Source organism: Ruminococcus sp. 210702-SL.1.03, assembly GCF_020559915.1.
Classification (GTDB): domain Bacteria; phylum Bacillota; class Clostridia; order Oscillospirales; family Ruminococcaceae; genus YE71.
In genome coordinates, this window is sequence record NZ_JAJCLZ010000087.1 from 1 (window position 1) to 1,486 (window position 1,486).

At 38.5% G+C, this 1,486-nt stretch carries 2 protein-coding genes; both read right to left on the bottom strand.

Going from position 1 to position 1,486, the window contains the following annotated elements; all coding sequences use genetic code 11:
• On the bottom strand, nt 1–757 hold a 757-nt coding region (locus LI114_RS13465), incomplete at its 3' end, for a recombinase family protein (RefSeq protein WP_227221095.1).
• 87 nt (nt 758–844) lie between these two features.
• Entirely contained in the window at nt 845–1,198 is a 354-nt protein-coding gene (locus LI114_RS13470) for a hypothetical protein (RefSeq protein WP_227221096.1), read from the bottom strand.
• Nucleotides 1,199–1,486: the final 288 nt, after the last annotated feature.

Below are 1,486 nucleotides of genomic sequence, written 5' to 3' on the forward strand. Positions count from 1 at the left end.
ATGTATTTAATTGCTCGTGGTCTTTAAGAACAGCCTTGATTTTCTCTGTTTTTTGTGGACCGTCGCTGTATGTACAGCATTCATATTTCATTTCCGCAAGCTTAAAGATCTCAGATTTTATTCTTTCAAAATCCGTTTGGGTTGAATCTATCATCTGATTTACCTCATTCTGCTGACGGATAACATCGGCGGTAGGCACGTATGTGCTTACCTCTCCCCCGCATTCAATTAAACTTGGGTTTGCAGCAGCGGAGTTCAGAACCGTGATCACTGCTCCGAGAATCATCTGATCGGTCATACGATATTCAAATTTAAAGCAGTCAGGATTTTCACAGTTCCAATATTCACGACCCTTGCCGTTAGTTTTTCTATAAGCTTTTCCGCCGCATTCAGCACAGTATGTAACCTTCCTGATTTCCCGAAGATCATCGGAAATCAAATTCAGAGTTGTGGCTTTGCGTTCTCGCTTTTCATTTGCTCTTTTAAAAATATCCTCATCGATCAACTGTGGATATTTGTTCGTTCCAAGATATTTTTCGTTTTCTATGATCCGCTTGACCATATTTTTATTCCAATGGTCTGAATCCTCAATATATTTGATTTTTTCGGACTCCATAAGCTTTGCGATCTGCAATAAACTTTTGCCTTTCAGATATTCGCCGAATATTTCTGCTACTGCGTAAACTTCGTTTGGCTCGGTCGTTATCTCGCCGTTTTTCATACAGTAACCAAAGGGGGTAACTCTGTTTTTGGGCATATTAATTTCACCTCCGAATACAACAATACCACAAAGCCTTTGAAATAGCTATATACAAAGGCAATAAATTTACGGTATTAAAATTGTCTATTCTATATTCTCCCTCAATTTCAATTCTCCGATCAAATGAAACTCCAGCTCATGCTGATTTACAACCACGTTTTTTTCAACTATACTCTCAAACGCTGACTCATCAAATTCTGTTATTGGTTTACTTTGTTTTTCAAAAAAGTCGATCAGCATTTCAATCTGATTGATGGTTTCATCCTCGTCATCTGAACGTGTCAGCTTTTTCAGCTCAGCTTGCAGTTTATTGACTTTTGCGGTCAGTTCCATAGTCTGCTCAATATATTTCGCCTCGTTCAGAAATCCTTTGGTTTTCAGCCTTGCAAGGACGTGCATCTGTTCACGAAGTTTGGCTACCTCTTTGTGCATATCCATTACCTGAGTTTTACCGCTGAATTTTCGGAGCTTTAGATCCTGCAACGCTGTTTGAAGCGGTACAAGGATCTGTTTGTAATTATACCATAGCTTGTTATACAACCTGATAAATGAAGAATAAAAGTCTCTTTCAAATATAGCCCCATTTTCACAATCCGACGCATTTATGTCATGTGTACGGCAAACCCAAAATGCACCTTTTTCACGATTTCTTCGCTTATACGTTGCTCCGCATTTTGATATAGTATAATAAAACTTGACACTCCAACCTCAAAGAAGTAAAATAGA

Bases quoted from the DNA above. Each gene is read 5' to 3' on its own strand.
- LI114_RS13470 (WP_227221096.1), bottom strand. From the start codon at position 1,198: ATGGATATGCACAAAGAGGTAGCCAAACTTCGTGAACAGATGCACGTC.